At 60.1% G+C, this 17,340-nt stretch carries 16 protein-coding genes; 8 read left to right on the top strand and 8 right to left on the bottom strand.

Features of this window, described 5'->3' with window-relative positions; genetic code table 11:
* Window positions 1-163 precede the first annotated feature (163 nt).
* From etfB to HU754_RS27920, 6 genes are all read right to left on the bottom strand, one after another.
* Window positions 164-934 (bottom strand): electron transfer flavoprotein subunit beta, encoded by a 771-nt coding sequence (gene etfB / locus HU754_RS27895; protein ID WP_186619986.1) that lies wholly within the window; start codon window positions 932-934, stop codon window positions 164-166.
* A 9-nt stretch (window positions 935-943) separates the two neighbouring features.
* A complete protein-coding gene (gene etfA, locus HU754_RS27900; RefSeq protein ID WP_186619987.1) occupies window positions 944-2,164 on the bottom strand; it encodes an electron transfer flavoprotein subunit alpha in 1,221 nt (406 codons plus the stop codon).
* Window positions 2,164-4,113 carry a dimethylglycine demethylation protein DgcB gene (dgcB, locus tag HU754_RS27905; RefSeq protein ID WP_186619988.1) on the bottom strand — a complete coding sequence of 650 codons (1,950 nt, stop codon included), beginning with the start codon at window positions 4,111-4,113 and terminating at the stop codon, window positions 2,164-2,166. The genes etfA and dgcB overlap by 1 nt, the downstream gene beginning before the upstream one ends.
* 164 nt (window positions 4,114-4,277) lie before the next feature.
* The gene (dgcA, locus tag HU754_RS27910) at window positions 4,278-6,338 is read right to left on the bottom strand and encodes a dimethylglycine demethylation protein DgcA (protein WP_099757377.1); all 2,061 of its coding nucleotides are present in this window, start codon (window positions 6,336-6,338) and stop codon (window positions 4,278-4,280) included.
* Window positions 6,339-6,353: 15 nt separating this feature from the next.
* On the bottom strand, window positions 6,354-6,884 hold the full coding sequence (locus HU754_RS27915) for a DUF5943 domain-containing protein (RefSeq protein ID WP_005792152.1): 531 nt from the start codon (window positions 6,882-6,884) through the stop codon (window positions 6,354-6,356).
* 106 nt (window positions 6,885-6,990) lie between these two features.
* A complete protein-coding gene (locus tag HU754_RS27920) occupies window positions 6,991-7,968 on the bottom strand; it encodes a dipeptidase (RefSeq protein ID WP_093429898.1) in 978 nt (325 codons plus the stop codon).
* 234 nt (window positions 7,969-8,202) lie between these two features.
* On the opposite strand from HU754_RS27920, the gene HU754_RS27925 reads away from it, so the two are divergent.
* The gene (locus tag HU754_RS27925; RefSeq protein WP_186619990.1) at window positions 8,203-8,604 is read left to right on the top strand and encodes a lysozyme inhibitor LprI family protein; all 402 of its coding nucleotides are present in this window, start codon (window positions 8,203-8,205) and stop codon (window positions 8,602-8,604) included.
* A gap of 102 nt (window positions 8,605-8,706) precedes the next feature.
* On the top strand, window positions 8,707-9,030 hold the full coding sequence (locus HU754_RS27930; RefSeq protein WP_186619991.1) for a helix-turn-helix domain-containing protein: 324 nt from the start codon (window positions 8,707-8,709) through the stop codon (window positions 9,028-9,030).
* A 63-nt stretch (window positions 9,031-9,093) separates the two neighbouring features.
* Here HU754_RS27930 and HU754_RS27935 read toward each other — a convergent pair whose 3' ends face one another.
* The gene (locus tag HU754_RS27935) at window positions 9,094-10,059 is read right to left on the bottom strand and encodes a tyrosinase family protein (RefSeq protein ID WP_186619992.1); all 966 of its coding nucleotides are present in this window, start codon (window positions 10,057-10,059) and stop codon (window positions 9,094-9,096) included.
* A 229-nt stretch (window positions 10,060-10,288) separates the two neighbouring features.
* Here HU754_RS27935 and HU754_RS27940 point away from each other — a divergent pair, with 229 nt between their 5' ends.
* Complete coding sequence (locus HU754_RS27940; RefSeq protein ID WP_186619993.1) at window positions 10,289-10,705, top strand: DUF3010 family protein; 417 nt, start codon at window positions 10,289-10,291, stop codon at window positions 10,703-10,705.
* A 140-nt stretch (window positions 10,706-10,845) separates the two neighbouring features.
* On the opposite strand, the gene HU754_RS27945 is transcribed toward HU754_RS27940, so the two are convergent.
* Window positions 10,846-11,790 (bottom strand): GlxA family transcriptional regulator, encoded by a 945-nt coding sequence (locus tag HU754_RS27945; protein ID WP_093429895.1) that lies wholly within the window; start codon window positions 11,788-11,790, stop codon window positions 10,846-10,848.
* 206 nt (window positions 11,791-11,996) lie between these two features.
* Between HU754_RS27945 and HU754_RS27950 the strand changes: the two genes are divergently transcribed.
* The 5 genes from HU754_RS27950 to HU754_RS27970 all read left to right on the top strand — a co-directional run bounded on the left by HU754_RS27950 (window position 11,997) and on the right by HU754_RS27970 (window position 17,046).
* On the top strand, window positions 11,997-12,941 hold the full coding sequence (locus HU754_RS27950) for a choline ABC transporter substrate-binding protein (RefSeq protein ID WP_186619994.1): 945 nt from the start codon (window positions 11,997-11,999) through the stop codon (window positions 12,939-12,941).
* A 109-nt stretch (window positions 12,942-13,050) separates the two neighbouring features.
* On the top strand, window positions 13,051-13,938 hold the full coding sequence (cdhC, locus tag HU754_RS27955) for a 3-dehydrocarnitine:acetyl-CoA trimethylamine transferase CdhC (RefSeq protein WP_129395840.1): 888 nt from the start codon (window positions 13,051-13,053) through the stop codon (window positions 13,936-13,938).
* 141 nt (window positions 13,939-14,079) lie between these two features.
* A complete protein-coding gene (locus HU754_RS27960) occupies window positions 14,080-15,045 on the top strand; it encodes an L-carnitine dehydrogenase (RefSeq protein WP_116254346.1) in 966 nt (321 codons plus the stop codon).
* Between the two features lie 337 nt (window positions 15,046-15,382).
* A complete protein-coding gene (locus HU754_RS27965; RefSeq protein WP_186619995.1) occupies window positions 15,383-15,859 on the top strand; it encodes a thioesterase family protein in 477 nt (158 codons plus the stop codon).
* 23 nt (window positions 15,860-15,882) lie between these two features.
* Window positions 15,883-17,046 (top strand): gamma-butyrobetaine dioxygenase, encoded by a 1,164-nt coding sequence (locus HU754_RS27970; RefSeq protein ID WP_186619996.1) that lies wholly within the window; start codon window positions 15,883-15,885, stop codon window positions 17,044-17,046.
* Window positions 17,047-17,340: the final 294 nt, after the last annotated feature.

Genomic DNA, 17,340 nt, shown 5'->3' on the forward strand with positions numbered 1-17,340 from the left:
AGCCAACCGCATCGCCTATTCAAGCTCCACCGACCTGAACGAACATTGTGATCTCAGGCTTGGCCAAACCAAGGTCACCGCGCAGTCGCAGGTCGATGTAATTAGCCAATACCACTCGGTAGGTCCCCTCTCCCTCTGGGAGAGGGCTAGGGTGAGGGGCTTTTCAGCGGACAACGCCTTCTTCAATCAGTAACTTGAGGATCGCTTCAGCACCGGCCTGAGGGGTAACACCCTTGAGCACTTGCCCCCCGCCCCCACTGGCCTTGGCCGTCGCGGCTTTCATCCGGTCCGCCCCACTCTTGGCCTTGATCACCTTCAAGCGTTTCGGCCGTGGCTTGGCGGGTTGCAGGGTGGCAACCGACAACAACTCATCGTCCACAACTTCCACATCTTCAGCCTGCAAAACACCCCGCCGCGCCGGCCCGTAAGCACTCTGCCGAGGTTTCGGCGCGGCGTTATCCACAGTCGCCAGAAACGGCAGTTTCACTTTCAACCGGCGCCGTTGCCCGCGCGGCAACGCTTGCAGCACCAGCGCCGAACCGTCGTTGATCGACTCGACCTGCGCCAGGCCCACCACCAGCGGCCAGCCCAGACCTTCCGCCAGCAAGAACGGCAACATCCCCGAACCTTCGCCGGTTTCCGCCTGGCTGCCGGTCAGCACCACCTGCGCACCGGCATCACGCAGATACGCGGTCAGCGCCGGCAGCGCATCGGCACCAGCCGGTTGCTCCAGCACATGCATCTGCTCAAGACCCATGCCCAGATAGGCGCGCAACGCCGCTTCCGCAACGTCACCGGCATGCAGCACTTGCAGGTTATCCCCAGCCAGTTGCAGACCCAGTTCCACGGCGCGCGCGTCCTGATCAGCGCGGCGTGGCCGCCCGGAAGTAGGGTGAGCGCCGATTGAAACCAGACTGATTACTTTCGTGTTCATAGCGTTTCCTTAAGCCGCATCGCGCTTGGCTTCGTTGCGGTAAGCCGCCACCGCCTCGATCAACGCCTGAAGAATCTCTGCGCTCTCGCCGATCACGGAGAGGTCTGCACGCTTGATCATGTCGCAACCCGGATCGAGGTTGATCGCCACCACCTTGTCACAGGCACCAATGCCTTGCAGATGCTGGATCGCGCCAGAGATGCCCACAGCCACATAGACCCGCGCGGTAACCCAGGTGCCGGACGCGCCGACCTGGCGATCACGGGCCATGAAGCCATCGTCCACCGCCACCCGCGACGCACCTTCGGTAGCGCCCAGCGCAGCGGCGGTCTCGTGGAACAGCGCCCAGTCCTTGACCCCGTTGCCGCCGGAGAAAATGAACTCCGCTTCGGCCATCGGAATCGCTGCCGGGTCGACCGCCACGGCGCCGAGATCTTCAATCCGCGACAGGCTGCGCGCTACTGTTGTGGATAACTCCACCGGCAACGCTTCATGACGGGTTTCGCTGACCGGTTCGGCGCATTCGGCGGCGGCCAGAATCAACCGTGCGAGCGGACGGGCGAGATCTTGCAGCCCAGCGCCAGCGCGGCCGATGCACTCCTGATCCTTGACCTGCCAGACCCGCGTGGCCGGGCGCTCGCCCAGTGCCGCGGCAAAGCGCCGGCCGAGTTCGCCGCCACCGCTGCGACTGTCTGGGAGCAGCCAGTGACGCGGGTTGAACTGGTTATCCACAGCGCGCAAACCTTGCACGCGTTGCTCCGGTGCATAACCACTAAAGGCTTCGCCTTCGAGCACCAGCAAGCGATCGACGCCTGCTGTGGCGAAGGCATTTTCCTTGTGCTCGCCAAAGACCACCGCCAGCACCGCGCCGTCATTGCCGGCGAGCTGATGAGCGAGGCCGAGCAAGTCGCGATCGTGGCTGCTCAGGCGGCCGCCGACCATGTCCGGAACCACACTGATATAGAACGCCGGGGCCGGCACCTGATGCAGCGGCAATTGCACTTCAACCGTGGCCGAACGTTTGACCGCCCCGCCCTGTTGCGCGCCGCTGCGATCGATCCGCTTGATGCCGTTGGGGCCGATAAAACCAATACCGTGCAGGTTCTTGCGGATGATGCCGTTGGGCCCCATCCAGCTGTGTTGCGCCGGTTGCATCGCCGCGTGCAGCGGATGCAGGCGGTTACGCGCAATCCATTCGGCGCGTGGGTCGCGGCGGATAATGTCGCTCATCAATGGGCCTCCGCTGGTTCACGTTTGGCCGGGGTGGCAGGCTTGTTCGGCGCGGCGTCTTCGAGCAACGCGTCGGCCACCAGTTCGGCGATGTCCTTGATCAGCGGACGCGGTTCGACCACGCCTTCGAGCATCGCCGTGCACTGTGGACAACCCACGGCCACCAGTTCGGCGCCGGTCTCGCGGATGTCTTCCATGCGCATATCAGGAATCCGTTGCTTACCCGGAATGTCGGTGATCGGCGCCCCGCCACCGCCGCCGCAGCAACGCGAGCGGAAGCCGGAACGTTGCATCTCTTTGACCTCGATGCCGAGGGCACGCAGCACTTCGCGCGGCGCTTCGTACTCGCCGTTGTAACGACCGAGGTAGCACGGGTCGTGATAGGTCACGCTGTTGCCTTTGTGCTGACCGAGGTTCAGCGCACCGGCCTGAATGATTTCCGCCATGTAGGTACTGTGGTGCTGCACCAGGTAGTTGCCGTCGAAGGCGCCATATTCGTTTTTCAGCACATGGAAACTGTGCGGATCGCAGGTGACGATGCGGTTGAAGCTGTATTTGGCCAAGGTCTGGATATTGCGTTTGGCGAGCAACTGGAAGGTCGCTTCATCGCCCAGACGACGGGCCACGTCACCGCTGTCACGTTCTTCCAGCCCCAATACGGCGAAGTCGATTTTTGCCGCTTTCAGTACTTTGACGAACGCGCGCAAAGTGCGCTGGTTGCGCATGTCGAAGGCACCGTCGCCGACCCAGAACAGCACGTCAGTGGATTTCTTCTCGCTGAGCAGATTGAGGTTCAAGTCCGCTGCCCAGTTCATCCGTCCGCCCGGGGCAAAACCGCCGGGGTTGTCGGTGGCAATGAGGTTTTCGAGGACTTCTGCGCCCTTGTTCGGGGTTGCGCCTTTTTCCAGGGTCAAATGGCGACGCATGTCGACGATGGCATCGACGTGCTCGATCATCATCGGGCACTCCTCGACGCAGGCACGGCAGGTGGTGCACGACCACAGGGTTTCGGCGTCGACCAGACCGTTGACGATGGGTTGATGGGGATCGCCGCTGTGCTCGCCAATTGGTTTGCCGGGATACGGACTGCCGGCGAACTTGGCATCGGTGCCGCCAGCGAGGCCGACGACCATGTCCTGAATCAGTTTTTTCGGGTTCAACGGCTGGCCGGCGGCGAAGGCCGGGCACGCCGCTTCGCACTTGCCGCACTGCACGCAGGCGTCAAAGCCGAGCAACTGGTTCCAGGTGAAATCCTTGGGTCTCTCAACACCCAACGGCGCTGACGGATCATTGAGATCCAACGGCTTCAAACCCGTGGAACGGCCGCCGCCAAAACGTTCGGCGCGACGGTGCCAGGCCAAGTGCAAGGCACCGGCAAAGGCGTGTTTCATCGGCCCGCCCCAGGTCATGCCGAAGAACAGTTCCGACACGCCCCACAACACGCCGATCCCGAGGATGACCGCGAGTATCCAGCCGCCAAAGTTCACCGGAAGAATTCCGGCCACTGGCAAGGTCAGCAGAAAGAACGACGCCGAGAACGCCAGCAGGCTTTTCGGCAGGCGCATCCACGGGCCTTTCGACAGCCGCGCCGGCGGGTTGCGCCGACGCAGATAAACGAAGATCGCACCGACGAACATCACCGCCGTCATCAGCAGCAAGGCATAACCGAGGATGCGATTGTGCAGGCCAAAACCATGCACCAGCAGCGCCAGCACAATCGACGCCACCGCACCGCCGGCCGTGGCCACGTGGGTGTTGGCGATGTATTTGTCCCGCGCCACGACATGGTGCAAGTCGACCATGTAGCGCTTGGGCATGGCGAACAGGCCGCCGATCAGATCGACCTTCGAGGCCCGGCCCCGACGCCACATCGCTACCCGTCGCAACGCACCAAGGACACCAAGGCCCAGGGCGGCGAACAACAGGATTGGAAGAAGGGTGTTCAACATAGGTGAAGCTCCCAAAGACCGCAGGGTCTTGCAGGTCGAGTTGCCTTACTCGGTCACTGTGGGAGCGAGCTTGCTCGCGAAGGCGGACTGACATTCAACATCGATGTCGACTGATCCACCGCTTTCGCGAGCAAGCTCGCTCCCACAGGGTTGTGTGCAAGCCTTTAGAAGTCTTTACACAGTCTGAGCGCGTCATAGATCGCGGCGTGGGTGTTGCGCTGCGCCACGCAGTCGCCGATGCGGAACAGCAAGTAGCCTTCGCCCGCCTCGCTCAGCGAAGGTTGCGGCTGGATCGCGAACAACGCTTCAACGTCGATCTGGCCCTTGTTGCGCGAACCCTCTTTGAGCGCGTAGTAGATTTCTTCATCCGGACGCACGCCGTTCTCCACCACCACCTGATCGACCACCCGCTCCTCTTTGGCGCCGGTGTATTCGTTTTCCAGCACCGCGACCAGTTTGTCGCCTTCGCGGTAGACCTTCTCCAGCATCATGTCGCCGGTCATGATCACTTCTTTCGGGTACATGCTGCGGTAGTAGGTCGGGAACGACGTACCGCCGATGGCCACGCCCGGTTTGATGTCGTCGGTGACGATCTCGACCTGGCTGCCTTTGTCGGCGAGGAAGTCAGCAACCGACATCCCGGTGAACTCGCAAATGGTGTCGTAGACCAGCACGTTCTTGCCCGGCGCAACCTTGCCGTCGAGCACGTCCCAACTGCTGACCACCAAGCCTTCGGCGGCGCCCCAGTGTTCGTTCTGTTCCAGGTACGGATGCCCGCCGACTGCCAGCACCACTACATCCGGACGCAAGTCCATGATGGTCTCGGCATCGGCCGCCGTGCCCAGGCGCAGATCGACTTTCAGCCGCGCCAGTTCCAGCTGGAACCAGCGGGTAATACCGGCGATCTGGTCACGCTGCGGCGCTTTCGATGCGGTAGTGATCTGCCCGCCGATGAATTCCTTCTTCTCGAACAGGGTCACGTCGTGGCCTCGCTCGGCAGCAACACGTGCCGCTTCCATCCCGGCAGGGCCGGCACCGACGATCACCACTTTGCGTTTCGGCCCGGTGGATTTCTCGATGATGTGCGGCACGCCCATGTATTCGCGGGACGTCGCGGCATTCTGGATGCACAACACGTCGAGGCCTTGATACTGACGGTCGATGCAGTAGTTGGCGCCGACGCACTGTTTGATCTGATCGATCTGGCCCATCTTGATCTTGGCGATCAGGTGCGGATCAGCGATGTGCGCACGGGTCATGCCGACCATGTCGACGTAACCGCCCTCAAGAATCCGTGTGGCCTGGTTCGGGTCCTTGATGTTCTGTGCGTGCAGCACCGGCACCTTGACCACTTCCTTGATCCCAGCGGCCAGATGCAGGAACGGCTCCGGTGGATAACTCATGTTCGGAATCACGTTGGCCAGGGTGTTGTGGGTGTCACAACCCGAGCCGACGACGCCGATGAAATCGAGCATGCCGGTGTCGTCGTAATACTTGGCGATCTGCTTCATGTCCTCGTGGGACAAGCCGTCCGGGTGGAACTCGTCACCGCACAGACGCATGCCCACGCAGAAGTCGTCACCGACCTCGGCGCGCACAGCCTTCAGCACTTCCAGACCGAACTTCATCCGGCCTTCGAAGGTGCCGCCCCATTCGTCGGTACGCTTGTTGACGCGCGGGCTCCAGAACTGGTCGATCATGTGCTGGTGCACCGCCGACAGTTCAACGCCGTCGAGACCACCGGCCTTGGCCCGGCGCGCCGCCTGGGCATAGTTGCCAATCACTCGCCAGATTTCTTCCGGCTCGATGGTTTTGCAGGTGGCGCGGTGTACCGGTTCACGGATGCCCGAGGGCGACATCAGCGTCGGCCAGTTGAAGCCGTCCCAGCGCGAGCGCCGGCCCATGTGGGTAATCTGAATCATGATCTTGGCGCCATGCTTGTGCATGGCGTCGGCCAGGTTCTGGAAATGCGGAATGATGCGGTCGGTGGACAAATTCACCGAGCTCCACCATTCCTGCGGGCTGTCGATGGCGACCACAGAGGAGCCGCCGCAAATCGCCAGGCCGATGCCGCCCTTGGCTTTCTCTTCGTAGTATTTGACGTAGCGGTCGGTGGTCATGCCGCCGTCCGTTGCGTAGACCTCCGCGTGCGCGGTGCTGAGCACGCGGTTGCGGATGGTCAGTTTGCCGATCTGGATCGGCTGGAACATTGCTTCGAAAGCCATGGCGGGTTCCTCGACTTACAACGGCTTGACGGTGAACAGGCCGTCGTCGTGGCCTTCTTCGGAGCCACCGTAGACTTGCTCGGCGACGGTGCGAATCTTGCTGCCGCGAGCCTCAAGAATCTGATCCATGGCCCCGGCAAACCAACCGGTGAACATGTAATCGACTTTGCGCCCGACCTTGCCGTACACGTAGACGAACGCCGAGTGTTCGAGCTTGACGCTGGCAGTGCCTTTGTCGAGGTCGATATCCTGAATCTTGAACAGACCCCAGCCGCGTTGCGACAAGCGCTTCATGTAGTGCTCGAACACCGCGACGCCTTCCAGGCCGTGGCATTCAGCTTCTTTCTCGCACCAGTGCCAGGCGGATTTGTAGCCGGCCTTATAGAGGATTTCGGCGTAGGCGTCGGCGCCCAAAACTTCTTCGATGCCCATGTGGTTATTGACGAAGAAGTGACGCGGTACGTAGAGCATCGGCAGGGCGTCGGAGGTCCAGACACCGGTTTCGCTGTCAACTTCGATTGGCAATTGCGGGGCGATCTTGGCCATGGAAACTTAACTCCAGAAAAATAGTGGATTCAGTGGTGACCGCTGCCCTCACCCCAGCCCTCTCCCACAGGAGAGGGGGCAGATCGGCGGCGGTCTTGAGTCAGCGTTACTCGCCCCAGACGTCTTTCAGGACGTTGACCCAGTTTTCGCCCATGATCTTGCGCACGACGCGCTCGGAATGGCCGCGCTTGAGCAGGGTTTCGGTCAGGTTCGGGAACTCGCCGACGGTGCGGATGCCCAGCGGGTTGATGATCTTGCCGAAGCTGGTCAGACGGCGGGCGTAGCCCTTGTCGTGGGTCAGGTATTCGAAGAAGTCCTGGCCGTGACCCTGGGTGAAGTCGGTGCCGATGCCGATGGCGTCTTCGCCGACGATGTTCATGGTGTATTCGATCGCTTCGGCGTAGTCGTCGATGGTCGAATCAATGCCCTTGGCGAGAAACGGCGCGAACATGGTCACGCCGACAAAACCGCCGTGGTCAGCGATGAACTTCAATTCTGCATCAGACTTGTTGCGCGGGTGCTCTTTGAGACCCGACGGCAGGCAGTGGGAATAGCAGACCGGTTTTTTCGACTCGAGGATGACTTCTTCGGAAGTCTTCGAGCCGACGTGGGACAGGTCGCACATGACGCCGACGCGGTTCATCTCGGCGACGATCTCGCGACCGAAACCCGACAGGCCGCCGTCACGCTCATAGCAACCGGTGCCGACCAGGTTCTGGGTGTTGTAGCACATCTGCACGATGCCGACGCCGAGCTGCTTGAACACTTCGACATAGCCGATCTGGTCTTCAAACGCGTGAGCATTCTGGAAGCCGAAGAGGATGCCGGTCTTGCCTTGCTCCTTGGCGCGACGGATGTCGGCGGTGGTGCGCACCGGCATCACCAGGTCGCCATTTTCGCGGATCAGCTTCTGGCTGGCGGCAATATTGTTCACGGTCGCCTGAAAGCCTTCCCACACCGACACAGTGCAGTTGGCTGCCGTCAGACCGCCCTTGCGCATGTCTTCGAACAGCTCGCGGTTCCATTTGGCAATGATCAGACCGTCGATAACGATGCTGTCGGCGTGTAATTCGGCTGGGCTCATCAGGCGTCCCCTTATTGGCGATTCATGCGCCGAATCGTCTGCCGGCGCTTTGGGGCCAGCATATGCCTCGGTGCAGGGGCGACCGGGTGCAAAAACGACAGGGGAATTGCCGAAAGCGTCAATCCGCGACAAAGGGTCGCCAGACGCTCCGATCAGCTACCTGTTCAAGCCCGCAAGCTTGAGCCAGAATCTGCCGCATCTTGGAAACACCACTGGATTAGAGCGGCGACAACAATGAAATCGATCTTCCTGGCTTTGGCTTTGCTTGCGACCGGCGTACACGCCGCCGAAGAATCCGACAACAACCCGTGCGACGCCGTCGAAAACGACGTCCAGACCCTGGAATGCTCGACCTACAGCCGCACCACCGCCGAAGACCTGCTCAAGGACAACTACGCCAGCCTCAACGAACGCATGCAGACCGCGTATGGCAAGAACCCGACGCAACTGGCGGACATCACCGCCAAGATCAAGACGGCTCAGCAGCAGTGGTTGAAGACGCGGGACGCGGATTGCGCTGTCGAAGCGTTCCCGGCGACTGAAGGGAGCAAGGCGTTCAAGATTGCGCAGAATGATTGCGTGGCGCGGATGAGTGATGAACGGTCGGAATTTTTGGAGTCGATTGGGCAGGAGTGATCCTGACCACTCGTAACATGCCGTCAATTCTTGTTGATTGGCATTGGGAGAAATATAAGCAAAGATTCTAAAATCTTATAAAAGACTTATATTTCTCCGAATATGAAGTTACCCACAGATATCCAAATCATCAACGACGCCGAGGGCAAACCCGCCTTCGTCGTCATTCCCTATGCGCAATACGTTGCGCAAAAAATGCAGCCCGACCTGATTCCCCATGAGGTCGTCAGCCGGATGGTCGATGGGGCAACACCGATCCGTGCCTGGCGCGAACACCTCAACCTGACTCAGGAAGAAGTCGCTAAACGCATGGGTATTTCGCAACCGGCGTTTGCCCAGCAGGAAACAGTGTCCAAGCCACGAAAAGCAACTCGCGAAAAGATTGCGGCGGCCTTTGGAATCACCTCTGAGCAGCTTGAGCTCTAGCCGGTTATGGCGTGTTTGCCTGCTGCAATAGCCAGGCATTCACACCGCCACCCAGCACCCTCATCAATCCTGAAAAGGAGAACGAGGTTTCACATGATCGAGGATCAGACGTGGCGCCTCGTACTCATACCCCAAGTCAGTGATGTCGCTCACAGTCCGAGCAGACTGCGCAAACGGCTCAAGCACATCATCGTAGTTATGTCCTATCGGACCATTGATCAGAGGCGCGTAATGCGGCGCCCAACGTTCGTTGCTCTGGAGCATCAGCGACTGCCAGTCTGCCCACACTTTGTCGACAAAGCAGTGATGCAGGAAGAACACCGGATCATCTGGAGAGGTCATCGGCAACATATTGCCGCCCACCCAGAGGTGGACGCGATTATGCAGTTGTGAACCCGCAGTGGTTACCTGCGGATCACCGCGCTGGGTGATCCAGCCTTCCAGACGATTTCGGAAGCCACGCACAGTCGGGCCGGAATCATAAGGCGGGGTGTCGTAAAGACTTTCGCGCAAAGCCATTTGCAGATCTTCCGGGGTTGGCAATGAGTTTACAACCAGCCCGAACTGGCGCTTCAAACCAGGACCTGGCAAATCGTCATCCGGATAGGAGGGAACCGGCCATTTACCGTTTTGAACAGCAAACGGACCGGTTGCTACACGCCACTCATCGCTTTCAACACCATTACCGCCCATAAAATCCTCAGCCCACAGCGGAGAGTTGAGCGGATTGGCAGCATCTTCGGTCCAGTTCCAGTAAGGAATCGTGTTGGAGCGGTTAATCGCCTGAAGGTCATTTTCGAACTTCAGTAAAAATGCCCGGTGCCAGGGCAAGAACGAAGGCCCCCGATGAGCGCCATTGCGGTAGTTTGGATCGTTTGGTTCATGTGGCAAAACCGTGGGCTTCATGACTTGGTGATGCAGGTGTACATACTCATCGTATTGACCAGTCTTTTTGAGCTGGAGGCAGGCATCGACGAAGTTGTCTTTTTCGATTGGGGTCAGCGAGCGAATGTTCTTGCGCAGCTTCATGTCTTCAATCCTTTGAGCGAGGTTAGGTGTGGAAAGGGCGACAATCGTCCCAATCCCCCGACAACCAAGCTAGGCGCCAGTCGGAAGGGCGTCTACTGTCAGAAATTACAGGTCAACAACTATTTCCGACCAGCGGTACTGCTCCGCTGCGGCACCGACGCGAGGTGACTTGACCGCCCGACTGCGTCAACATGACCGCCATCCAATTCGCTCATAAGGTCACTCGCCCATGAACATCTGCGGCATCGAAATCAAAGGCAGCGAAGCGATCATCGCCGTGGCCGCTCTCGACGGTTCGAACCTGAGCCACGTTCCCCTCGCCACCAAGAAGATTGCCCTCGAAGACGATGACGAGGCGGCGAACGTGAAGATGTTTGCGGCGCAGGTGGCGTCGTTTGTGCGGGAGAATTCGGTTGACCGGATTGCGATCAAGAAGCGCAGCAAGAAGGGCGAGTTTGCCGGTGGCCCGACGACGTTCAAGATTGAGGGGATTTTGCAGTTGCTGGATGGTTGCGAGGTGACGTTGTTGTCGCCGCAGACGATCAATGCGCAGGCGAAGAAGCATAATTTCGAGCTGCCGGGGACGTTGAACAAGTATCAGCATGAGGCTTATAAAGCGGCGTGTTCGGCGTTAATGAAGAAGTAACCCGATTTCCGAAATCACAGTAAATCCATGTGGGAGCGAGCTTGCTCGCGAAGAGGGAGTGTCAGTCGACAGTTTTTTTGAATGCTTTACCGCATTCGCGAGCAAGCTCGCTCCCACAGGTTTATTTGCTGGTCTCAAGATCAGGCCTGGGCGGTACGGCGGTCTTCACGCGGGCAGCGGGCGAAGCGTGCCCGGTAGCTGCGGGTGAAGTAGGACGGTGATTCGAAGCCGCAGGCGATGCTGACTTCGAGCACGCTCATGTCGGTTTGGCGCAATAACTGCCGGGCTTTTTCCAGCCGTAACCTGAGATAGAAATTGCTCGGTGTATCGTTCAGATGCAGCCGAAACAAGCGCTCCAATTGCCGCCGCGTGACCTTGATCGATTCTGCCAATTGCAAAGTAGTCAGCGGCGGTTCGCTGTGCTGCTCCATCTCGCCGATCACCTGAACCAGCTTCTTGTTATTGATGCCATAACGCGTGGCGACTTCCATGCGCTGGTGATCTTTGCGCGGACGGATGCGCCCCAGCACAAACTGCTCGCTGACCTGAATCGCCAGTTGCGGTCCATGGGCCTGGGCGATCAGATCGAGCATTAAATCGATGGACGCCGTGCCGCCCGCCGAGGTGATGCGCCGGCGGTCGATCTCGAACAGCTCCTGGGTGACGCTGAGCGTTGGATAAGATTCCTTGAATGCGTCGATGGCTTCCCAGTGCAGGGTCAGGCGATGACCGTCGAGCAGACCTGCTTCAGCGAGGACAAAGCTGCCGGTGTCGATAGCACCGAGGGTCACGCCTTCGTTATCCAGCCGCCGCAACCAGTGTTCAAGGGTTGGCGTGGCGAACTTCAGCGGTTCAAACCCGGCCACCACCAACAACGTCGCACCTTTCTTCAGCGGCTCCAGCGCCGCATCGGCGTTGACCGACATGCCATTGCTCGCCAGCACCGCCCCGCCGTCGGCGCTGAGCACGTGCCAGCGGTACAACTCGCCACGAAAGCGGTTGGCCACGCGCAGCGGTTCGATCGCCGAAATAAAGCCGATGGCGGAGAACCCCGGCATCAGCAGAAAGTAGAAATCCTGGGACATGGGCGCACTCGATTCGCGGGTAACGAGAGGGAGGGGAGCGTGGCTCGTTGATACGCCGATTGTCGTCAGCGTTCAAGCGCACAGGTCGCTACAGTGCAAATGCCAGTCGCCGCAGTGCGCTTTCATGGGCGTATAGCTGCGTAACTTTGCATCACCGGCACGACAGATGCCGGAACTCACAATAACGACCTGCCGAGGAACCCGACATGAAACGACTGATCAGCAGCTGTGTTCTTGCACTCAGCGGTACCGCTTTCTTGAGCGCCAGCGTCATGGCGGCCGAACCTGCGTCATGCCAGAACGTACGCATGGGCGTGGTCAACTGGACCGACGTGATCGCCACCAGTGCCATGACCCAGGTCCTGCTCGACGGCCTCGGCTACAACACCAAACAAACCAGCGCGTCCCAGCAAATCATCTTCGCCGGGATCCGCGATCAACGGCTGGACCTGTTCCTCGGTTACTGGAACCCGCTGATGACCCAGACCATCACGCCGTTTGTCGACGCCAATCAGGTCAAAGTCCTCGAAGCGCCAAGCCTGAAAGATGCCCGTGCGACCCTCGCCGTGCCGACTTATCTGGCCGACAAGGGCCTGAAAACCTTCGCCGACATTGCCAAGTTCGAAAAAGAACTGGCCGGCAAGATCTACGGCATCGAGCCAGGCTCGGGCGCCAACACGCAGATCAAGGCAATGATCGCCAAGAACCAGTTCGGCCTCGGCAAGTTCCAGTTGGTCGAGTCGAGCGAGGCCGGCATGCTCGCCGCCGTCGACCGTGCTGTGCGCCGCAAAGAGGCCGTGGTCTTCTTTGGCTGGGCGCCGCACCCGATGAACGTCAACGTCAAGATGACTTATCTGACCGGCAGCGACGACGCCCTCGGCCCTAACGAAGGTATGGCCACGGTTTGGACCGTCACCGCGCCGAAATACGCCGAGCAGTGCCCGAACGTTGGTCGCCTGCTAACCAATCTGACGTTCACCGCCGAGGACGAGAGCCGGATGATGCAGCCGCTGCTCGACCACAAGGACGCTTTCGAATCGGCCAAGCAATGGCTCAAGGATCACCCCGAAGACAAGCAGCGCTGGCTGGAAGGTGTGACCACGTTCGATGGCAAACCGGCGGCTGAAAACCTGCAACTGACCAGCAAATAACCGCCACCCTCACCCTAGCCCTCTCCCGTTGGGAGAGGGAACTGAACGACGCTTCGCAGCCCGGAAAAGGGCTGCGGACAGACCCATCACGCCTGAAGGAAACCGCACCATGAATCACGACGTCATCATCACCTGCGCACTCACCGGTGCTGGCGACACGACCGCCAAGAGCCCGCACGTGCCGGTCACCCCGAAACAAATTGCTGCTGCTGCGGTGGAAGCGGCCAAGGCCGGCGCCACGGTTGTGCACTGCCATGTGCGCGATCCGCAGACCGGCAAGTTCAGCCGTGACGTGGCGCTGTACCGCGAAGTGATGGAGCGCATCCGCGAGGCCGACGTCGACATCATCGTCAACCTCACCGCCGGCATGGGCGGCGACCTGGAAATCGGCGCTGGCGAGAACCCGATGGAGTTTGGCCCGAATACCGATCTGGTCGGCCCGTTGACTCGTCTGGCTCACGTTGAAGCGCTGTTACCGGAAATCTGCACCCTCGATTGCGGCACGCTGAACTTCGGCGATGGCGACACCATTTACGTCTCCACACCGGCGCAACTGCGTGCCGGCGCCAAGCGCATTACCGAGCTGGGCGTGAAGGCCGAGCTGGAGATTTTCGACACCGGTCACCTGTGGTTCGCCAAGCAGCTGATCAAGGAAGGTCTGCTCGATAACCCGTTGTTCCAGCTGTGCCTGGGCATCCCGTGGGGCGCGCCGGCGGATACCACCACGATGAAAGCCATGGTCGACAACCTGCCCGCCGATGCGGTGTGGGCCGGGTTTGGCATTGGCCGCATGCAGATGCCAATGGCCGCGCAAGCAGTGCTGCTCGGCGGCAACGTGCGGGTGGGGCTGGAAGACAACCTGTGGCTGGACAAAGGCGTGCTGGCGACCAACGGCCAACTGGTCGAACGCGCCACCGAAATCCTCAGCCGCCTCGGCGCCCGGGTGCTGACCCCGGCCGAGGGCCGCAAGAAAATGGGCCTGACCCAGCGCGGCTAACGAACTCACCTCAAAACCCTGTGGGAGCGAGCTTGCTCGCGAATGCGATGGCTCTGCTGATGAAGATACTGCGGATGTACCGCCCCCTTCGCGAGCAAGCTCGCTCCCACAGTTGATCGCCGAACTATTCAGGAAATCACCATGAGCTTTATCACCGAAATCAAAACCTTCGCCGCGCTGGGCAGCGGTGTCATCGGCAGTGGCTGGGTATCCCGCGCCCTCGCCCATGGCCTGGATGTGATCGCCTGGGACCCGGCGCCCGGCGCCGAAGCGGCGCTGCGTAAACGCGTAGCCAACGCCTGGGGCGCACTGGAGAAAAGCGGTCTGGCGCCGGGCGCTTCGCAGGATCGTCTGCGCTTCGTCGCGACCATCGAGGAGTGCGTGCGCGATGCCGATTTCATTCAGGAAAGCGCTCCGGAACGCCTGGAACTGAAACTCGATCTGCACAGCAAAATCAGCGCCGCGGCCAAGCCCAATGCGTTGATCGGTTCGAGTACCTCGGGCCTGCTGCCAAGTGAGTTCTACGAGAGTTCAACGCACCCTGAACGCTGCGTGGTCGGCCACCCGTTCAACCCGGTTTATCTGCTGCCGTTGGTCGAAGTCGTGGGTGGCAAGAACACCGCGCCCGAGGCCGTTCAGGCGGCGATGAAAGTCTACGAATCCCTCGGCATGCGTCCGCTGCACGTGCGCAAAGAAGTGCCCGGTTTCATCGCCGACCGCTTGCTTGAAGCGCTGTGGCGTGAGGCGCTGCACCTGGTCAACGATGGTGTCGCGACCACTGGCGAGATCGATGATGCGATCCGCTTTGGCGCCGGCCTGCGCTGGTCGTTCATGGGTACGTTCCTGACTTATACCTTGGCCGGGGGTGATGCCGGGATGCGCCACTTCATGTCGCAATTCGGCCCGGCGCTGCAGTTGCCGTGGACCTATCTGCCGGCGCCGGAACTGACTGACAAGTTGATTGATGATGTGGTTGATGGCACCAGTGATCAGCTTGGTCGTCACAGCATTTCGGCACTGGAGCGCTATCGTGATGATTGCTTGCTGGCGGTGCTTGAGGCGGTGAAGACCACAAAGGAAAAGCATGGGATGGCGTTCAGCGAGTAATGCGTTCGCGTCAGACCGCTGCCCTCACCCTAGCCCTCTCCCAGGGGTAGAGGGGACTGACCGAGTTGAATGTTCGAGCTACGCCGACCTGCACCGCCGAGCCGAACTCAGGACTTGAAACGCTTGAAGATCAGCACCCTTTCTCCTCTCCTCCATTGGGGAAAGGGGACTGACCGCGGTGTTTTTTTCGAGCTACGCCGACTTGATCTATCGAGCCGAACTCAAGTTTTGAAAGGCCCCCGATCTACTCCCTTCCCCCTCTCCCCCTGGGGGAGAGGGCTGGGGTGAGGGGGTAGCTTTTGATCTTGAAGACCACCTAACTGCCGGAACCCAAACCATGCCCCAGCTCACCACGTACCAAACCCGAATCATCCCCGACTGGGTCGACTACAACGGCCACCTGCGCGACGCCTTCTACCTGCTGATTTTCAGCTACGCCACCGACGCCCTGATGGATCGCCTCGGCATGGACAGCAACAACCGCGAAGCCAGCGGCCACTCGCTGTTCACCCTTGAACTGCACCTCAACTATCTGCACGAAGTGAAGCTCGACAGCGAAGTCGAAGTGCGTACGCAAATCATCGGTCACGACAGCAAACGCCTGCACCTCTATCACAGCCTGTACAAGGTCGGTGAGGAACAGGAACTGGCCGGCAACGAACAGATGCTGTTGCACGTCGATCTCGCCGGCCCGCGTTCGGCACCGTTCAGCGCGGACACCCTGAGCCGCCTGCAAAGCATCGTCGCCGATCAGCAAGACTTGCCCGCTCCCGCTTACATCGGCCGCGTTATCGCACTGCCACCCGCCAGGTAATCCATCGATCACAAGGAGCCGCCATGAACACCGCTGCCGCTGTTGCCGATTTCCGTACTTATCCGTTGATCAGCGCGCTCGGTGGCGTGCAGACCCTGGCGGATCGCGTTGCCATTGAATGGGCTGACGGTCGCGTCAGCCCGTTTCACCACGTCTGGTTGCGGGATAACTGCCCGTGCCCGCAGTGCGTCTACAACGTTACCCGCGAGCAGGTGTTCGAGATTGTCGATGTCGCTGAAGACCTCAAACCTGCCGCCGCCCATATCGATACCGACGGCTGCCTGCGCATCGACTGGCAGGACGGTCATCTCAGCCGTTTCGATCCCGGCTGGCTGCGCGCTCATGCCTATGACGATGAATCCCGCGCCGAACGCTTGGCCGGCAAACCTAAGTCTTATCTGTGGCGCAGTGATCTGCAGTTGCCGGTGTTCGAATATGCGGCATTGATGAACGACAACGCCGCCCTGCTGCAATGGCTGCTCGCCGTACGCGACATCGGCCTGACGCAAGTACGCGGCGTGCCCACCGAGTCCGGTTCACTGAAGCTCATCGCGCAACGCATTTCCTTCATTCGCGAGAGCAACTTCGGTGTGCTGTTCAACGTGCAATCCAAAGCCGATGCCGACAGCAATGCCTACACCGCTTTCAACCTGCCGTTGCACACCGATCTACCGACCCGCGAGCTGCAACCGGGGCTGCAATTTCTGCATTGCCTGGTGAATGACGCCGAGGGTGGCGAAAGTATTTTTGTCGACGGTTTTGCGATTGCCGATGCGTTGCGCAGTGAAGACCCTGCATCGTTTCAGGCGCTGTGTGAAATACCGGTGGAGTTTCGCAACAAGGATCGTCATAGCGACTATCGCTGCCTGGCGCCGATCATCGCTTTGGACGCCTTGGGACGCGTGGCGGAAATCCGCATGGCAAACTTTCTGCGCGGAGCGTTCGATACCTCGGTAGAGCAGATGCCACGGTTGTATCGGGCTTATCGACGCTTTATCGCGATGACACGCGAGCCACGGTTTCGGCTGATGCAGCGGCTTAATTCCGGTGAGCTGTGGTGCTTCGATAATCGCCGTACGTTGCACGCGCGTAATGCCTTCGATCCGGCGACCGGGGCGCGGCATTTTCAGGGCTGCTACGTCGACCGGGATGAGTTGTTGTCGCGGATTCTGGTGTTGCAGCGGTAGACCGCGTCATCGTTCTTCGCGAGCAGGCTCGCTCCCACATTTAATCGCATTCCCCTGAATGAACGCGGTCACCTGTGGGAGCGAGCTTGCTCGCGAAAGCGTCAGTCCAGACAACGCGTCACTAACTGAATCACAGACAAAAAAAGCCCCGATACCAGCCGTGACTGGATCGGGGCTCAAGCTACTGTTGAGGAGCTGCCAAGCGAGGGTGACCAAACCTTCGTGTTGCAAGCTGAGTTCAGTGTGCCCACTCCCTTGAGCGGCGAGTTAGCCGAAAACGACCTGTTCATAGCC

Source organism: Pseudomonas zeae (genome assembly GCF_014268485.2).
Taxonomy (GTDB): Bacteria; Pseudomonadota; Gammaproteobacteria; order Pseudomonadales; family Pseudomonadaceae; genus Aquipseudomonas; species Aquipseudomonas neuropathica.

Coding starts and splice junctions, on each gene's coding strand:
- etfB (WP_186619986.1), bottom strand. CDS start 934: ATGAACACGAAAGTAATCAGTCTGGTTTCAATCGGCGCTCACCCTACT.
- etfA (WP_186619987.1), bottom strand. CDS start 2,164: ATGAGCGACATTATCCGCCGCGACCCACGCGCCGAATGGATTGCGCGT.
- dgcB (WP_186619988.1), bottom strand. CDS start 4,113: ATGTTGAACACCCTTCTTCCAATCCTGTTGTTCGCCGCCCTGGGCCTT.
- dgcA (WP_099757377.1), bottom strand. CDS start 6,338: ATGGCTTTCGAAGCAATGTTCCAGCCGATCCAGATCGGCAAACTGACC.
- HU754_RS27915 (WP_005792152.1), bottom strand. CDS start 6,884: ATGGCCAAGATCGCCCCGCAATTGCCAATCGAAGTTGACAGCGAAACC.
- HU754_RS27920 (WP_093429898.1), bottom strand. CDS start 7,968: ATGAGCCCAGCCGAATTACACGCCGACAGCATCGTTATCGACGGTCTG.
- HU754_RS27925 (WP_186619990.1), top strand. CDS start 8,203: ATGAAATCGATCTTCCTGGCTTTGGCTTTGCTTGCGACCGGCGTACAC.
- HU754_RS27930 (WP_186619991.1), top strand. CDS start 8,707: ATGAAGTTACCCACAGATATCCAAATCATCAACGACGCCGAGGGCAAA.
- HU754_RS27935 (WP_186619992.1), bottom strand. CDS start 10,059: ATGAAGCTGCGCAAGAACATTCGCTCGCTGACCCCAATCGAAAAAGAC.
- HU754_RS27940 (WP_186619993.1), top strand. CDS start 10,289: ATGAACATCTGCGGCATCGAAATCAAAGGCAGCGAAGCGATCATCGCC.
- HU754_RS27945 (WP_093429895.1), bottom strand. CDS start 11,790: ATGTCCCAGGATTTCTACTTTCTGCTGATGCCGGGGTTCTCCGCCATC.
- HU754_RS27950 (WP_186619994.1), top strand. CDS start 11,997: ATGAAACGACTGATCAGCAGCTGTGTTCTTGCACTCAGCGGTACCGCT.
- cdhC (WP_129395840.1), top strand. CDS start 13,051: ATGAATCACGACGTCATCATCACCTGCGCACTCACCGGTGCTGGCGAC.
- HU754_RS27960 (WP_116254346.1), top strand. CDS start 14,080: ATGAGCTTTATCACCGAAATCAAAACCTTCGCCGCGCTGGGCAGCGGT.
- HU754_RS27965 (WP_186619995.1), top strand. CDS start 15,383: ATGCCCCAGCTCACCACGTACCAAACCCGAATCATCCCCGACTGGGTC.
- HU754_RS27970 (WP_186619996.1), top strand. CDS start 15,883: ATGAACACCGCTGCCGCTGTTGCCGATTTCCGTACTTATCCGTTGATC.